18 protein-coding genes are annotated in these 15,389 nt (G+C 63.1%); 13 read left to right on the forward strand and 5 right to left on the reverse strand.

Annotated features, from left to right (window positions below; genetic code table 11):
• Position 1 precedes the first annotated feature (1 nt).
• From rplO to map, 4 genes are all read left to right on the forward strand, one after another.
• On the forward strand, positions 2-454 hold the full coding sequence (gene rplO / locus LJ362_RS04925; RefSeq protein WP_101546948.1) for a 50S ribosomal protein L15: 453 nt from the start codon (positions 2-4) through the stop codon (positions 452-454).
• A 347-nt stretch (positions 455-801) separates the two neighbouring features.
• Complete coding sequence (gene secY, locus LJ362_RS04930) at positions 802-2,103, forward strand: preprotein translocase subunit SecY (protein WP_264801029.1); 1,302 nt, start codon at positions 802-804, stop codon at positions 2,101-2,103.
• A gap of 49 nt (positions 2,104-2,152) precedes the next feature.
• The gene (locus LJ362_RS04935) at positions 2,153-2,719 is read left to right on the forward strand and encodes an adenylate kinase (RefSeq protein ID WP_139468548.1); all 567 of its coding nucleotides are present in this window, start codon (positions 2,153-2,155) and stop codon (positions 2,717-2,719) included.
• Positions 2,716-3,552, forward strand: coding sequence for a type I methionyl aminopeptidase (gene map / locus LJ362_RS04940; protein WP_264801030.1), 837 nt, complete (start codon positions 2,716-2,718; stop codon positions 3,550-3,552). The genes LJ362_RS04935 and map overlap by 4 nt, the downstream gene beginning before the upstream one ends.
• A 9-nt stretch (positions 3,553-3,561) precedes the next feature.
• On the opposite strand, the gene LJ362_RS04945 is transcribed toward map, so the two are convergent.
• Positions 3,562-3,801 (reverse strand): hypothetical protein, encoded by a 240-nt coding sequence (locus LJ362_RS04945; protein WP_264801031.1) that lies wholly within the window; start codon positions 3,799-3,801, stop codon positions 3,562-3,564.
• A gap of 78 nt (positions 3,802-3,879) precedes the next feature.
• Here LJ362_RS04945 and LJ362_RS04950 point away from each other — a divergent pair, with 78 nt between their 5' ends.
• A complete protein-coding gene (locus tag LJ362_RS04950; protein WP_264801032.1) occupies positions 3,880-4,764 on the forward strand; it encodes a PaaX family transcriptional regulator in 885 nt (294 codons plus the stop codon).
• Positions 4,765-4,822: 58 nt separating this feature from the next.
• Here LJ362_RS04950 and LJ362_RS04955 read toward each other — a convergent pair whose 3' ends face one another.
• The gene (locus LJ362_RS04955) at positions 4,823-5,968 is read right to left on the reverse strand and encodes a MalY/PatB family protein (RefSeq protein ID WP_264801033.1); all 1,146 of its coding nucleotides are present in this window, start codon (positions 5,966-5,968) and stop codon (positions 4,823-4,825) included.
• 367 nt (positions 5,969-6,335) lie between these two features.
• On the opposite strand from LJ362_RS04955, the gene infA reads away from it, so the two are divergent.
• From infA to rplQ, 6 genes are all read left to right on the forward strand, one after another.
• Positions 6,336-6,557, forward strand: coding sequence for a translation initiation factor IF-1 (gene infA, locus LJ362_RS04960; RefSeq protein WP_009379245.1), 222 nt, complete (start codon positions 6,336-6,338; stop codon positions 6,555-6,557).
• A 58-nt stretch (positions 6,558-6,615) separates the two neighbouring features.
• Positions 6,616-6,729: a 50S ribosomal protein L36 gene (gene rpmJ, locus LJ362_RS04965; RefSeq protein WP_009884960.1), complete on the forward strand. Its 114-nt coding sequence runs from the start codon at positions 6,616-6,618 to the stop codon at positions 6,727-6,729.
• A 212-nt stretch (positions 6,730-6,941) separates the two neighbouring features.
• Positions 6,942-7,310 carry a 30S ribosomal protein S13 gene (gene rpsM, locus LJ362_RS04970; protein WP_025777905.1) on the forward strand — a complete coding sequence of 123 codons (369 nt, stop codon included), beginning with the start codon at positions 6,942-6,944 and terminating at the stop codon, positions 7,308-7,310.
• Positions 7,311-7,361: 51 nt separating this feature from the next.
• Positions 7,362-7,766 carry a 30S ribosomal protein S11 gene (gene rpsK, locus LJ362_RS04975; RefSeq protein ID WP_025777904.1) on the forward strand — a complete coding sequence of 135 codons (405 nt, stop codon included), beginning with the start codon at positions 7,362-7,364 and terminating at the stop codon, positions 7,764-7,766.
• Positions 7,767-7,919: 153 nt separating this feature from the next.
• Entirely contained in the window at positions 7,920-8,918 is a 999-nt protein-coding gene (locus LJ362_RS04980) for a DNA-directed RNA polymerase subunit alpha (RefSeq protein ID WP_025777903.1), read from the forward strand.
• Positions 8,919-8,941: 23 nt separating this feature from the next.
• Positions 8,942-9,493, forward strand: coding sequence for a 50S ribosomal protein L17 (rplQ, locus tag LJ362_RS04985; protein WP_264801034.1), 552 nt, complete (start codon positions 8,942-8,944; stop codon positions 9,491-9,493).
• 473 nt (positions 9,494-9,966) lie between these two features.
• Here rplQ and putP read toward each other — a convergent pair whose 3' ends face one another.
• Together putP and purU are read right to left on the reverse strand one after the other, a co-directional pair.
• Positions 9,967-11,487, reverse strand: a complete 1,521-nt coding sequence (gene putP / locus LJ362_RS04990; protein WP_264801035.1) for a sodium/proline symporter PutP — start codon at positions 11,485-11,487, stop codon at positions 9,967-9,969.
• 119 nt (positions 11,488-11,606) lie between these two features.
• Positions 11,607-12,458 carry a formyltetrahydrofolate deformylase gene (gene purU, locus LJ362_RS04995; protein ID WP_264801036.1) on the reverse strand — a complete coding sequence of 284 codons (852 nt, stop codon included), beginning with the start codon at positions 12,456-12,458 and terminating at the stop codon, positions 11,607-11,609.
• A gap of 168 nt (positions 12,459-12,626) precedes the next feature.
• Between purU and glyA the strand changes: the two genes are divergently transcribed.
• The gene (gene glyA / locus LJ362_RS05000; RefSeq protein WP_264801037.1) at positions 12,627-13,901 is read left to right on the forward strand and encodes a serine hydroxymethyltransferase; all 1,275 of its coding nucleotides are present in this window, start codon (positions 12,627-12,629) and stop codon (positions 13,899-13,901) included.
• The gene (locus LJ362_RS05005; RefSeq protein ID WP_264801038.1) at positions 13,901-14,782 is read left to right on the forward strand and encodes a bifunctional methylenetetrahydrofolate dehydrogenase/methenyltetrahydrofolate cyclohydrolase; all 882 of its coding nucleotides are present in this window, start codon (positions 13,901-13,903) and stop codon (positions 14,780-14,782) included. Before glyA ends, LJ362_RS05005 begins: the two co-directional genes overlap by 1 nt.
• Before the next feature lie 89 nt (positions 14,783-14,871).
• Here the strand turns inward: LJ362_RS05005 and LJ362_RS05010 are convergent, their stop codons facing one another.
• Positions 14,872-15,360, reverse strand: a complete 489-nt coding sequence (locus LJ362_RS05010; protein WP_139468538.1) for a GNAT family N-acetyltransferase — start codon at positions 15,358-15,360, stop codon at positions 14,872-14,874.
• Between the last annotated feature and the right edge of the window lie 29 nt (positions 15,361-15,389).

Consider the following 15,389-nt stretch of genomic DNA (forward strand, 5'->3'; position numbering starts at 1 on the left):
TATGTCGAACAACGACTCGCTGAAGCTGCACGATCTGCGCCCTGCTCCCGGTGCCAAGACCGCCAAGACCCGCGTCGGTCGTGGTGAGGCTTCGAAGGGTAAGACTGCCGGACGCGGAACCAAGGGCACGAAGGCCCGTTACCAGGTTCCGCACGGCTTCGAGGGCGGCCAGACCCCGATGCACATGCGTCTGCCCAAGCTGCGTGGATTCAAGAACCCCGCCAAGGTGGAGTTCCAGGTTGTCAACCTCGACAAGCTGTCCAGCCTGTTCCCCGAGGGCGGAGACGTCACCGTCGCCGACCTCGTGGAGAAGGGCGCTGTGCGCGCAAAGCAGCCCGTCAAGGTTCTCGGCACCGGTGAGATCACCGTGGCTCTGAACATCACTGCAGACAAGTTCTCCGGCTCCGCAGCCGAGAAGATCAAGGCTGCAGGCGGAAGCACCAACGAGGCCTGATCCGTTCCACTCGGAACGGTATCCCGGCTTCAACGCTGGTCAAGGGGGCGGTCACTTCGGTGGTCGCCCCCTTCTGCATCCCTGAACGTCGGCAACGGTGGACCGCATACCAGGCCGATGCCGCCCAGACGCCGTCTCGACCACTGCCTGAAACCGCTCCGATGCCATCTCAAACCCTGCCTGAAACCGCTCTGAGGCCACCTCGGACACAGGTTGCGCAGAGGCGTCACAGGGCTTCGCCGGTTTCGGCCCGGAGGGCATACCCTGGTAGTCTTTTGCAGGTATTTGTCTCAATCGCCAGGTCGCGACCACGACTCTGACTTTTCATCCCCCAACGAGGAGGACGCTTGATCGGCGCAATCCGGAGGGCCTTCAGAACGCCCGACTTGAGGAAGAAACTCCTCTTCACCCTGGGCATTCTTGTCATCTTCCGACTCGGCTCGTTCATTCCTTCGCCTGGAATCGACTACACCAAGGTGCAGGAATGCGTGGCTTCGCCTCAGCTCAATGAGGGCGGATTCGCCATGATCAACCTCTTCAGCGGCGGCGCGCTGCTGCAGCTGTCGATCTTCGCCTTGGGCATCATGCCGTATATCACCGCGAGTATCATCGTCCAGCTGCTGCGAGTGGTCATTCCTCGCTTCGAAGCCCTCCACAAGGAAGGCGCCTCTGGACAGGCGAAGCTGACTCAGTACACTCGCTACCTCACCATCGGTCTCGCGATCCTCAACTCGACGACCCTCGTGGCGACCGTGCGCTCCGGCGCACTGTTCGGCAATGTCGAAGGCTGCCAGGACCTCATCGCCAACGACACCTGGTGGGGCATTGCCGTCCTCGTCCTCACTCTGACCGCGGGAACCGGCCTGATCATGTGGCTGGGCGAGCAGATCACCGAACACGGTGTGGGCAACGGTATGTCGCTGCTCATCTTCACGTCCGTGGCTTCTGCCTTCCCGTCCTCGCTCGGTGCGATCTTCCGCGAGCAGGGCGTCGACATCTTCATCATCGTCATGGCAGTCGGACTCGTCCTCATCGCCCTCGTCGTCTTCGTCGAGCAGTCGCAGCGCAGGATCCCCGTCCAGTACGCCAAGCGCATGGTGGGCCGTCGGATGTTCGGCGGAACGTCGACCTACATCCCGATCAAGGTGAATATGGCCGGTGTCATCCCCGTCATCTTCGCCTCCTCGGTGCTCTACCTGCCTAGCCTGATCTCGCAGTTCTTCGACCCGGAATCCAAGGCCGTCGAATGGATCAACACCTACTTCACCCGCGGTGACCATCCTCTCTACATCACCGTGTACGCGCTGCTGACGATCTTCTTCGCCTACTTCTACGTCGCGATCACCTTCAATCCTGAAGAGGTCGCGGACAATATGAAGAAGTACGGCGGCTTCATCCCCGGTATCCGTGCCGGTCGCCCGACCGCCGAGTACCTCAGCTACGTACTCAGCCGCATCAACTTCCCCGGCTCGCTCTACCTGGCTTTCGTCGCCCTCATTCCGCTGATCGCTCTGGTGCTCATCAACGCCAACCAGAACTTCCCGTTCGGCGGCACCTCACTGCTGATCGTCGTCGGTGTCGGCCTCGAAACGGTCAAGCAGATCGACGCGCAGATGCAGCAGCGCCACTACGAAGGTCTGCTGCGCTGATTCGACCGAACGCTGACGTTCAGCGGACATCCCATTGGAAGGACACCCTATGAGTTCACGCATCATCCTGATCGGCCCTCCCGGCGCCGGCAAGGGCACCCAGGCCGCACGCCTGTCCGAGGCGCTCGGCGTCCCGGCCATCTCGACCGGAGACATCTTCCGGGCCAATGTGAAGGGTGAGACCGAACTGGGCAAGCTGGCCAAGCGCTACATGGATGCCGGCGAGTACGTGCCCGACGAGGTCACGAACTCGATGGTCGCCGATCGACTGGCACAGGATGACGCAGCCGAAGGCTTCCTCCTCGACGGATATCCTCGCACCAGCGCCCAGGTCGATGAACTCGACAGGATCCTCGCAGCCGAGGATAAGGCGATCGAGCACGTGGTCGAGCTGACGGCCGACACCGACGAGGTCGTCGCTCGTCTGCTCGCGCGTGCTCAGACCGAGGGTCGCAGCGACGACAGCGAAGACGTCATCCGCCATCGCCTCGACGTCTACGAAGAGCAGACTCAGCCGCTGACCGATATCTACCGCAGCCGCGGACTGCTTCGCCAGGTCGACGGGCTCGGCGAAGTCAACGACATCACCGAACGCATCCTCTCGACCATTCGATGATCTTCGGACCACGTATCGAGCTGAAGACTCCCGCAGAGCTTGAGCTCATGCATCGGGCCGGGCAGCTGACAGCAGAAGTGCTCTCAGCGGCCCGGTCCGCGGCCGTTCCCGGAGCCACCACCGCCGAGGTGGACGCCGCTGCGGAAGCCGTCATCGACGCCGCCGGCGCCCGCTCGAACTTCAAGGGCTATCAGGGATTCCCTGCGGTCGTGTGCATATCCGTGAACGAGGAGATCGTCCACGGCATCCCGGGATCCCGCGTCCTCGAAGCCGGGGACATCGTGTCGATCGACGGCGGCGCCGTGGTTGACGGGTTCCACGGGGACTCGGCGCTGACGTTGATCGTCGGCGGCGACGAAGCAGGCACTGCCGCCGACCGTGAGCTGTCCTCTGCCACCGAGGCGGCTATGTGGGCAGGCATCGCGGCGTTCGCGACCGGTGCGAAGGTCAGCGATATCGGCGACGCCATCGATGACTTCGTCTCCGAATCATTCCCCCATCTGGGCCTCGTCGAGGAATTCACGGGACACGGCATCGGCACCTCCATGCATATGGCGCCTGAGGTCCTCAACTACCGGGCACGCTCGAACGGTCCGAAGATCAAGCCCGGAATGTGCCTGGCAATCGAGCCGATGCTCACGACGGGAGGTGCGGACACGCGCACTCTCGCCGACGACTGGACTGTCGTGACGGCGGATGGCTCACGGGCGAGCCACTGGGAACACAGCGTGGCCCGCCATGACGGGGGAGTCTGGGTACTCACAGCCGTCGATGGGGGAGCGGCCGGGTTGGCGCCGTTCGGAATCACTCCCGTGGCTCCGAAAGACGCCTGAGGGGAGAACTCAGGCGGCCGGCATCTGCCTTCTCAGGGCGGACCTGCCGACGAAGTAGACTGCGGCGAAAGTTCCGGACGCCGCCATCAGTGCGAGTGCGAACATCCACGTGGCCGTCTCGGCGATGGTGAATCCGAAGATCTGGAATGCGCAGAAGGCGATGAATGCTGTGATGGCTCCCGCCAGCAGTCCGGACGTGCGAGCCGTCTGGTAGGCGCGCTGATCCAGTGTGTGCTTCTCGTCATCCATGTCGTGGCTCCTCGTCGCTTGTTTGCGATCTCTGTCCTGTCGGCACCGATCCTTGTGTTTTCACGGTAGGATCTGGCCATGACGAGTGTCCACAATGTCCCGAAACGTCGGACAGATGTGGGTGATCGGTATCGGATGACGCGGATCGCCTTCGATGTGATCTCCGCCTTCGGATGCCTGCAGGCCAGCGGACTGCCGGGCCCCGTCATCGTCAGCGTGCTGCGTGAACACGGGTATTCCTCCTCGAGTGTTCACAATCAGCTCGTGCGGATGGTCCAACGAGGCATCATCAGCAGTGAACGGATCGGGCGTGTCTCCATCTACCGTCTGAGCGAACACATCCTCTCAGACTTCGGTGACATCGCAGGCGATCACGTCTTCCCCGACTATCAGGGGCGCTTCCACACCATCGTGTATTCGGTTCCGGAGGCTGAACGCGGGCTGCGCGACCGACTGCAGTACATTGCGCGGAGCTTGGGATACAGGCAGCTGAGACCGGGAATCCTGATCGGCTTCGCAGACCTGTCCACTCTGCTCTCGACGCGTCTGCCCGACATCCCTGGTCCCGGCTGGTCTGAAGCAGGAGTGCTGACGCCCGACTCTCTCGCGGCGGCACGCAGGATGACGGCTCGGGCATTCGAACTCGACGCCGCTCTCGCCCAGCTGCCGCCGCTGGAAGAGCGCATGAACGCATTGAGCTCGGGTGGTTCGGCACCCGGCACGGGATGCGCAGAGCTGAGCCTGGGTAGCTTCTTCGATCTGTACTACGACGTCGCCCGTGCAGTGATGGCCCACCCGCTGCTGCCGAAAGCACTCGTCGACGGAACTCAGCCGGCCGTGCGGTTCCGTGCGCTGATGCGGCAGTGCAATCTCGGATACTATCTGCGCTTCGATCAGCTGATCCGCGAGTGCGCGGGAGCCAGCTCATCCTTCGAACTCATCGAATGGCTGCCCGAAGGCTGATCAGCGTCGGGTGTGGAGCCTCCAGGACATGTCGGTCAGAGGCCCCAGGCCATGCTGGTCAGAGGATTCGGGCGATACTCTTGACCGCCTCGGTGAGCAGTGGTCGGGGGAGTGCGAAGTTGAAGCGGATATGTCCGGCCCCGACCTCACCGCAGAGTCGACCCTCGGTCACGGCCACCTCGGCGCGGGATCGGATGTGATCGGACAGGTTCGACTCCAGTCCATAGCCGCGCAGATCCAGCCAGGCCAGATAGGTGCCTTCCGGCTCGATATAGGCGGCACCCGGCAGTAGTGACCCGACGAGATCGGTGAAGTGGTCGCGGTTGCCTTTGAGGTAGCCGTTCACTTCGCTCAGCCAGTCATTCCCACGCGTGTACGCGGCGGTGGTGGCGAGTATCCCCGGGTTCGACGCGGCTCCCGAGACGAACTGTCCCTTCTTCGCCCAGACCTCGCGGTCGCTGGGGGAGGTGAGGATGAGCTGGGCGCATTTGAGGCCGGGGATGTTGAAGGCCTTCGAGGCGGCTGTCGCTGTGGCGGTGTGGGCGGCGGTCGCCTCGGCGAGAGTGGCATAGGGGATATGCCGCGCGGGGGCATAGACGACGGGCGCATGGATCTCATCGGAGAACACCCGGGCACCGGCCTTCTCCACGACGTCGGCGAGGGCCAGCAGTTCGGCCTCGGTGCAGACCTTGCCGATCGGATTGTGCGGATTGCACAGGACGAACGTCGCCCCGGGGGTCAGAGCGGAGGCGATGGCATCGAGGTCGAATGACCAGCCGGACTCCGATCGCAGCATCGGGACTTCGATGAGCTCGCGGCCGGTCACTCGCGCGACATCGAAGAACGGCATATAGGCCGGTGTCGGCAGCACGATCGGAGTGTCGGGCGGGGTGAGGTGGGTGAGGACGCCGAGGAACGCGGCCAGCACATCACTGGCCGGTTCGATGTGACCGACAGGGATCCGCCAGCCGTAGTGCTCGGAGCAGAAGCTCGAGGTCGCTGTTTTCAAGTCGGCGGTCAGGTCGGCGGGAGCATAGCCGTAGAGGTCACGGTCGTCGATGGTCTGCAGCGACTGCCGCACCGCGGGAGCCACCCCGAAGTCCATTTCGGCGATGAAGGCGCCGATGGAGCCGGGGAAGGACGACCACTTGCGGCCGCCCTTCGCAACCAGGGACTCCTCAGTGATGGCATCGAAATCGGACATCTGTGTACTCCTCTTCGGGGACTGCGTCGGGTGCGGTTCTCACGCTAGCAGTCGGGGCGACCGAGGTGCGGTCCATTCGTCGTCAGGGGACATGGGAACGGTGTGCCGCCTCGGCGAAGATGGGATTGTAAGGGACTTCACGCTCAGAAGCGAACACCGTGTGGAAGATTCTTTCTCCGTAGTGTAGGGTTGATGATTGGTCTGTTCTCATTCAACTCACCCTTTTTCAGATGTGGGCGGCTTCTGCCATCCACTTCTTTTATGTGGTGACGAGGACTGCAGACCGAGGGGTCACCGGCATTGAGTCGGTGATACACGATTACGTCGAACGCGAAGGTTTCGCGGGAATACGAGGTTAGCGAACGATATGGCCAAAAAAGAAGGGGTCATTGAGATCGAAGGCACCGTTGTCGAGGCTCTGCCGAACGCATCGTTTCGGGTTGAGCTGAGCAACGGGCACAAGGTGCTCGCACATATCTCCGGAAAGATGCGTCAGCACTATATCCGCATCCTTCCCGAGGACCGGGTCATTGTGGAGCTGTCTCCATACGATCTCTCGCGCGGACGAATCGTTTACCGCTACAAGTAAGGATCTTCGATCATTCGCGTCCTGTCCGGCCGGGCAGGGACCGAAAGAAGGAAAAACGATGAAGGTTAAGCCCAGCGTCAAGAAGATCTGCGAGAACTGCCAGATTACCCGCCGTCACGGCCGGGTCATCGTCATCTGCTCCAACCCGCGCCACAAGCAGCGCCAGGGCTGAGCAGCTCGTTTCGAGCAGATCGAGGTTCCACAGCGGAGCCTCAGCAGCACCACACCCGCGCAAACCTCGCCATCTGCGTTCGGAGCCATGAGAAGTGAGAGCTTCCGGGGAACGGACACAGGACGATACCTCCGGTCGGGGGCCGGAGACCTTGGGAGACCAAGGACAGGTTTGCATCAGCACCTCCGAAACAACAACAGGAGACAGTACCCATGGCACGACTTGCCGGAGTCGACATCCCGCGTGAAAAGCGCGTGGAAGTCGCCTTGACTTACATCTATGGTGTGGGCCGCACCCGTGCGCGCCAGACCCTGACCGAAACGGGAATCAGCCCTGATACCCGTGTGAAGGACTTGAGCGACGCAGAGCTCGTCCAGCTGCGTGACTACATCGAGGGCACATTCCAGGTTGAGGGTGACCTCCGTCGTGAGGTGGCCGCCGATATCCGCCGCAAGGTCGAAATCGGAAGCTATGAAGGCCTGCGTCACCGCCGCGGTCTGCCGGTTCGCGGTCAGCGGACCAAGACGAATGCGCGTACCCGCAAGGGACCGAAGCGCACCGTGGCCGGTAAGAAGAAGTAACACGCTCACTCGGTTGGCTGAGGCCAACCACCTCGATCAGGAGTAGGACATATGCCTCCCAAGTCACGCGCCGCTACAGTGCGCAAGCCTCGCCGCAAGCTGAAGAAGAATATCGTTGCCGGCCAGGCTCACATCAAATCAACCTTCAACAACACCATCGTGTCGATCACCGATCCGACCGGTGCTGTCATCTCCTGGGCCTCCTCAGGTGAGATCGGCTTCAAGGGTTCGCGCAAGTCGACCCCGTACGCCGCTCAGATGGCTGCCGAATCGGCTGCTCGCCGGGCGCAGGAACACGGCCTGAAGAAGGTCGACGTGTTCGTCAAGGGACCGGGCTCGGGCCGCGAGACCGCCATCCGTTCGCTGCAGGCCGCCGGCCTGGAACTGGGAACCATCCAGGATGTCACCCCCGTTCCGTTCAACGGCTGCCGTCCCCCCAAGCGCCGCCGCGGCTGATCCTTCCGTGGAACTGCAACGGATGACGGGTGCGAGCCCGACATCGGTCGCAGAACGGATTCCCAGATAACCCGAACCGTTCTTCATGGCCTTTGAGGCCATGACGTGCAGTGCGAACGTCATATAGCGGATGTTCGCTGAAAGGAAGCCCACGTGCTCATTGCACAGCGCCCAACGCTCACGGAAGAAGTCGTCTCCGATAACCGCTCACGGTTCGCCATCGAGCCGCTCGAGCCCGGATTCGGCTACACCCTCGGCAACTCGCTTCGCCGGACCCTGCTGTCCTCAATCCCTGGTGCCGCCGTCACATCCATCCGGATCGACGGAGTGCTCCACGAGTTCAGCACCGTGCCGGGAGTCAAAGAGGATGTCACCGAGTTCATCCTCAACCTGAAGTCCCTGGTCGTATCGTCCGAATTCGACGAACCGGTCGTCGCCTACCTGCGTAAGCAGGGACCTGGCACCGTGACCGCTGCCGATGTCTCTGCTCCTGCCGGGGTCGAGATCCACAATCCGGACCTGCACATCGCCACACTGAATGGTGAGGGTCGTCTGGACATGGAACTGACCATCGAACGCGGACGCGGATACGTTTCGAGCGCTCAGAACAAGAACGCGGATGCAGAGATCGGCCGGATCCCGGTCGATTCGATCTACTCCCCGGTTCTCAAGGTCACCTACAAGGTCGAAGCCACGCGTGTCGAGCAGCGCACCGACTTCGACCGTCTGGTCCTCGACGTCGAAACCAAGCCCTCGATGACCCCGCGCGATGCCATCGCATCTGCGGGCAAGACCCTGGTCGAACTCTTCGGCCTGGCTCGAGAGCTCAACGTCGAAGCAGAAGGCATCGAGATCGGACCCTCGCCTGTGGACGCGGCACTCGCCGCCGACCTGGCGCTGGCGATCGAAGATCTCGACCTGACCGTGCGCTCCTACAACTGCCTCAAGCGCGAAGGCATCCACACCGTCGGCGAACTCGTTGCTCGCAGCGAAGCCGACCTGATGGATATCCGCAACTTTGGTTCGAAGTCGATCGACGAGGTCAAGGCGAAGCTCAACGAGCTCGGCCTTAGCCTCAAGGACAGTCCTGCCGGGTTCGAAGCCGGTCTCGTTGATGAGGACCAGTCCTACGTCGAAGACGAACAGTACTGATTAAGACCTAGGAGTAACTGACAATGCCAACCCCAACCAAGGGTCCCCGCCTCGGCGGTTCGCCCACACACGAGCGCATGATGCTCAACAACCTGGCTGCCCAGCTGTTCGAGCACAAGCAGATCAAGACGACCGTGACGAAGGCCAAGCGCCTGCGCCCGGTTGCCGAGCGCATGATCACGAACGCCAAGAAGGGTGACCTGGCCGCACGTCGTCGCGTGCTCGGCCAGATCTCCGACAAGTCGATCGTGCACGAGCTCTTCACCTCGATCGCCGAAACGATGGCCGAGCGTCCCGGTGGATACACCCGTATCACCAAGATCGGCCCCCGTCCCGGCGACAACGCCCCGATGGCCGTCATCGAACTGGTCCTCGAGCCCTACTCGCCGAAGCAGGCAACCGTGAAGGAAGCCGAACAGGCCACCGCCGCCGCTGCCGCTCCGGCAGAAGAGGCGCCGGCTGAGGCTGAGGTCGTCGACGAGGCTCCGGCCGAAGACGCCGCAGTCGAGGCAGAGGCAGTCGAGGCTGACGCCGAGACCGCTGAAGAGTCCTCCGAGGCTGCCGAGGAGAAGTAAGCTCCTCGACCGACTGACGGCTCGGATCTCCGCAGCCGTGAGCCACACACTTCAGGCGGGCACCGACACAGGTGCCCGCCTGAAGTGTATTCACCGCCTGTGCGCCGCTCGGCGCCGATGTGCGAATCGATCGGCCCGCCTCGGCGGGGTCAGTTTCCGTGCACCTGTGCGGCTGCCTCGGCGTGAATGATCACTTTTCGTTCCAATCATCGGTTTCGATTCAGATGATTGGAACGAAAAGCGATTGTTCCGGTACGCAACCTGGGGCTCTCAACGTAATGTCACCGCACGAGTGATCGGCGGCGCCCCTTCTGATTGAACGGGCATATGCACACGTACCGCGATCCTGTCAGTGCACCGGCAGTGGGCTAGCCCCGGGGCCATACTGATGGCTCGATATGACGAAGGCCGGGGCGCAGCCACGCCCCGGCCTTCGCTCAGCTCACGTCGGCTCTCGCCTCACGTGTCGGTTCTCACTTCACGCGGGAGAGTTCCACGGATTCGTCGAACTCGATGTCTGCGGCTTCGTCGTGCTTGTAAGTGAAGCGACTGACGACGACGGCGACGATGAGGTTGACGCTGAAGCCGGGAATGATCTCGTAGATCGCATCCGTCATCGGAGTGCTCACCTGGCCCCAGACGAAGGCCACGACCGCGCCGGAGAGCAGACCGGACAGGGCGCCCCAGTTGCTCAGACGCTTCCAGAACAGAGTGAGCAGGACGATCGGCCCGAATGAGGCGCCGAAGCCTGCCCATGCGAAGGCGACGAGGTCGAGGATGCTGTTCGACGGTGAGATCGCGAGGACCACTGCGATGACGGCGACGACGAGCACGCCGAGGCGGCCGAGCAGCACGTAGGTCTTGTCCTGCAGCGTGCGGGTGGATCCGGTGCGCAGGGCCACGATCTTGAACAGATCCTCGATGAGCGCTGACGACGTGACGACGAGCTGCGAGGAGATCGTCGACATGATTGCCGCGAGCACCGCAGCCAAGACGAGGCCGGCGATGAACGGGTGGAAGAGGATCTGCGCGAGGTCGAGGAAGACGGTCTCGGCGTCGGCAGGTTCCATATCCGCGTGCTGAGAGAAGTAGGAGATGCCAACGATGGCAGTGGCGACGGCGCCGAGCGCCGAGATCGCCATCCAGCCGACGCCGATGCGCCTGGCGACAGCGGCATCGGCAGGGGTGCGCAGGGCCATGAAACGCACGATGATGTGCGGCTGACCGAAGTAGCCCAGTCCCCAGGCCAGGGCGGAGACGATGGACGCGATCGTCGCGAAGGTCCAGAAGCCGTCTGAACCGACGAGACTGAGCAGGCCGGGATCGATCGCGGAGACGTTGTTGATCACCGTCGTCGGCCCGCCGGCGTTGACGACGGCGACGATCGGCACGGCAATCAGGGCAGCGAACATCAGCAGACCCTGGGCAACATCCGTGAGAGTTGCGCCGAGGAATCCGCCGAAGAGTGTGTAGATCATCGTGATCGCGGCGACGAGGAGCATTCCGCCGAGGTAGTTGAGTCCGAAGCTCGACTCGAAGAACTTGCCGGCCGCCACCATGCCCGAGGAGACGTAGAAGGTGAAGAAGACCAGAATGATGATGCCGCAGACGATGCGCAGCAGTCGTGTCCGATCCTTCAGCCGCTGTTCGAAGAAGCTGGGGATCGTGATCGAGTCGCCGGCTTTCTCCGTGAACGCACGCAGTCGAGGCGCGACGATTTTCCAGTTGACCCAGGCGCCGATGGTCAGGCCGATGGCGATCCAGGCTTCGATGAGACCGGAGACGTAGATGGCGCCGGGCAGACCCATGAGCAGCCACCCCGACATATCGGAGGCGCCGGCGCTCAGAGCGGCAACGCTGGGGCGCAGCCCGCGCCCCGCGAGCATATAGTCGTCGAGGCTGTTCTTAGTCTTGCGATAGGCAAACCAGCCGATGGCCAGCATGCCGATGAAGTAGAGGACGATCGCGATCGTGCGGAAAGTGGTTTCCGACATTTGAGCTCAGCTCCTTCGATAGGCCGAGCCGACCTTACAGCACAAGAGGTCGCAGGTGTGAATTCCCTGTGCGCCCGCCTGCGGTCAGGATACACCGCGACACAACTGGGTCGGCAGGCTCAGTCGAAGACGACGGTGCGGTGGCCGTCCATGAGAACTCGGCCTTCGGCATGCCAGGCCACGGCCCGCGCGAGCACGGCCGCTTCGACGTCCTGACCGTGTCGGACGAAATCGGCGATCGCCTGATTGTGATCGACGCGAGCCACGTCCTGTTCGATGATCGGCCCTTCGTCGAGGTCGCTCGTGACATAGTGGGCGGTCGCTCCGATGATCTTCACGCCGCGGGCATGCGCCTGATGGTAGGGCTTCGCGCCCTTGAAGCTCGGCAGGAACGAATGGTGGATGTTGATGACCCGCCCTTCGAGGCGGTCGCAGAGTTCGGGGGAGAGGATCTGCATGTACCGGGCCAAGACGATGAGTTCGACATCGAGGTCGTCGACGAGGGCAGAGAGCCGCGTCTCGGCGTCGGCCTTCGTGTTCCGGGTGATCGGAATATGGTGGAAATCGTGGCCATGGAATTCGGCGAGCGGACGCAGATCGTCATGGTTGCCGGCGACGCCGACGATGTCGATGGGCAGCTGACCGGCCGAATGCCGGAACAGCAGAGTATTGAGGCAGTGCGCGGCCCTGGACACCATGATGAGGGTGCGGGTCCTCTTCTCCACCGGCTGCAGGCTCACGGTCATCGCGAACCGGGGAGCCACCTCGGCGAGGGCCGCTTCCACGGTCTGGGCCGTGGTCTGCGCGGGCGTCGAGAACTGCAGGCGCAGGAAGAACTGACGAGAATCGGGGGAGGAGAACTGCTGGGATTCGGTGATGTTGCCGCCCAGTCCCGCGAGCACCCCGGTCACGGCATGGACGATGCCGGTCGAATCGGGGCAGGTGACTCTCAGGATCCATTCGCAGCTCATGGACTCGATCCTAATCGGTGGCTGCGCTCAACGCCCACTCCGAGTCGGCATCCGGATGGCGGTCGCTGCCCCGGACGCAGGCGGCGTCGCTGTTAGCATGGTGCCGGGTGACGGCCGCGGTTTGCGCGCTGCCTCGCTCCCATCATCGGATGCCACAGGAGAGTACTCATGACCGAAAACTCGATGCAGGCTTCGCTTGCCGACATCGACCCGCAGATTGCCGAAGTCCTCGACCTCGAGCTGGGCCGCCAGCGTTCGACGCTCGAGATGATCGCCTCGGAGAATTTCGTCCCGCGCGCCGTGCTGGAAGCACAGGGGTCGGTGCTGACGAACAAGTACGCCGAGGGGTATCCCGGCAAGCGCTACTACGGCGGCTGCGAATACGTCGACGTCGCGGAGAACCTCGCCATCGACCGCGCCAAGAGCCTATTCGGCGCCGACTACGCGAACGTCCAGCCCCATTCCGGTGCCTCGGCCAACGCCGCTGTCATGCACGCTCTGGCCCGTCAGGGTGACAAGATGCTCGGGCTGTCCCTGGCCCATGGCGGTCACCTCACCCACGGTATGAAGATCAACTTCTCCGGACGCCTCTACGATGTCGCCTCGTACGAGGTCGACCCCGATACCTACCGCATCGATATGGACAAGGTGCGCGAGAAGGCTCTCGAACACCGCCCCGAGGTCATCGTCGCCGGCTGGTCGGCCTACCCCCGTCAGCTGGACTTCCAGGCATTCCGCGATATCGCCGACGAAATCGGTGCGAAGCTGTGGGTCGATATGGCCCACTTCGCCGGACTCGTCGCCGCCGGTCTGCACCCGAACCCGGTACCGTTCGCCGATGTCGTGTCTTCGACGGTGCACAAGACCATCGGCGGGCCCCGTTCCGGTTTCATCCTCGGCAAGGAGGAGTACGCGAAGAAGCTCAACTCCGCCGTGTTCCCGGGACAGCAGGGCGGACCGCTCATGCATGTCATCGCCGCGAAAGCCGTGGCCTTCAAACTCGCGGCCTCCGCCGAGTTCAAGGAACGTCAGGAACGCACCGTGCGCGGTGCTCAGATCCTGGCTGAGCGCCTGCTGGCCTCCGACGTCGCTGACGCCGGAGCCACCGTGCTCACCGGCGGCACCGATGTCCACCTCGTGCTCGTCGACCTGCGCAACTCCGCCCTCGACGGACAGCAGGCCGAAGATCTTCTGCACTCGGTCGGCATCACTGTCAACCGCAATGCCGTGCCCTTCGACCCGCGCCCGCCGATGGTCACCTCCGGTCTGCGCATCGGCACCCCGGCGCTGGCCACCCGCGGATTCGGCGACAATGAATTCACCGAGGTCGCCGACGTCATCGCCGAGGCGCTCAAGCCCGGTGCCGATGTCGAGGCACTCGCCGCACGGGTGAAGAAGCTCAGCGACGAATTCCCGCTCTACGACGGCCTGGAACAGTACTGATGAGTGCACAGATCCTCGACGGCAGAGCCTGTGCGAAGCAGATCAAGGCCGAACTCACCGAGGCGGTGGCGACCCTGGCAGAGTCCGGAATCGTGCCTGGGCTCGGCACAGTGCTGGTGGGAGAGGACCCCGGTTCGAAATGGTACGTCGCGGGCAAGCACCGTGACTGCGCCGAGGTCGGGATCAGCTCGATCCGCCGTGACCTGCCCGAGTCGGTGAGTCAGGAAGAGTTGTTGGCCGTCATCGACGAGCTCAACAACGATGACGCCTGCACCGGCTACATCGTGCAGCTTCCGCTGCCGGACCATATCGACACGGACACGATCCTCGAAGCCATCGATCCGGCCAAGGACGCCGACGGCCTGCATCCGACGAACCTCGGCCGGCTCGTGCTGAATGTCAATTCGGAGATCACGACTCCGCTGCCGTGCACTCCGCGCGGTGTCATCGAGCTGATGACCCGCAACGGCATCGATCTTGCCGGCAAGCATGTCGTGGTCATCGGTCGCGGGGTCACCGTGGGCCGGTCCATCGGCGCACTGCTGACTCGGCGTGAGCACAATGCGACTGTCACCCTGACTCACACCGGCACGCGCAACCTCGATGAGCTGCTGGCTCAGGCCGATGTCATCGTCGCGGCCGCCGGTGCGGCTCGTATTGTGAAAGCGGAGGCGGTCAAACCCGGGGCGATCGTCCTCGACGTAGGAGTCTCGCGTGAGACGGACCCGGAGACGGGGAAGTCGAAGATCGTCGGTGACGTGGATCCGGCAGTCGCCGAGGTGGCGTCCTGGGTCTCCCCGAACCCGGGAGGCGTCGGACCGATGACTCGAGCTCTCCTGCTCAAGAACGTCGTCGACACCGCCCAACGCTCAGCCAACTAACCCCTATTACTACCTGACGGCGGCCCAGCAACCTCGCGCGAGGTTGCTGGGCCGTCGTCAGGTAGTTCTGGGAGGCTGTTGTCGGGTGCTCAGTCCTCGGGGAACTTGAGTTCGAAGAAGACGCGCGGGTTGCCCGGGCCGGCATAGTCCTCGATGAGCTCTCCGCTGAAGCCCATGGAGGAGTGGAACGAGATCGCACCCGAGGACTCCGGCATCGTCGTCGCCTGAACCGAGGAGGCACCGAGCTGACGGGAATGGTCGATGAAGTGCTGGTAGAGATGACGGCCGATTCCCTGGTGACGGAAATCCGACCGCGCTGCCACCAGGTGGATGTAGGCAGGACCATCATGGGGAATGACGCCGAGCAGGTATCCGACGATCTCCGAACGGTAGCGGGCGACGAGACCCGAGGTGACGAACTGACGGAACCAGTAGGCATCATGGTCACCGCTGAGATCGCGGTCTCCCCAAAAGTTGGCCTGAGCGTCGAGCAGGAATTCGCGCATCTCGCGGGCGTCGACCTCATCGAGCGGACTGATGCTCAGCTGCTCGGTGTCGATAGTTTCGTCAACGGCCATTGCGCCTCCTGATGTGTTCGTACTTACCC

Source organism: Brevibacterium sp. JSBI002 (assembly GCF_026013965.1).
Lineage (GTDB): Bacteria > Actinomycetota > Actinomycetes > Actinomycetales > Brevibacteriaceae > Brevibacterium.